Consider the following 246-nt stretch of genomic DNA (forward strand, 5'->3'; position numbering starts at 1 on the left):
CCGCACCAGCTGCCAGGTCTCGAGGCTCTCCCACGGCACCTGGAAGGTCCGCACCTGCTCTGCCCGGTCGACCTCCTTGTCGAGGATCGAAACAATCTCGCTGCCGATCTGGTCGCGCAGGCTGAAGATGTCGACCAGATCGCGGTCGAAGCGTTGCGACCAGACGAGGCGCCCGTTCGAGGTATCGGTGAGCGAGGCGTTCAGGCGGATCTGGCCGCCCAGACCCGTCAGCGTGCCGCTGACGAT

The 246-nt window shown here is 65.9% G+C and carries 1 pseudogene; it reads right to left on the bottom strand.

From position 1 onward, the window contains the following. Positions 1-246: pseudogene (locus EN845_RS35020) on the bottom strand (adenylate/guanylate cyclase domain-containing protein); the annotation flags it as partial.

Origin of the sequence: Mesorhizobium sp. M8A.F.Ca.ET.202.01.1.1 (assembly GCF_004791595.1) — a bacterium.
GTDB lineage: Bacteria > Pseudomonadota > Alphaproteobacteria > Rhizobiales > Rhizobiaceae > Mesorhizobium.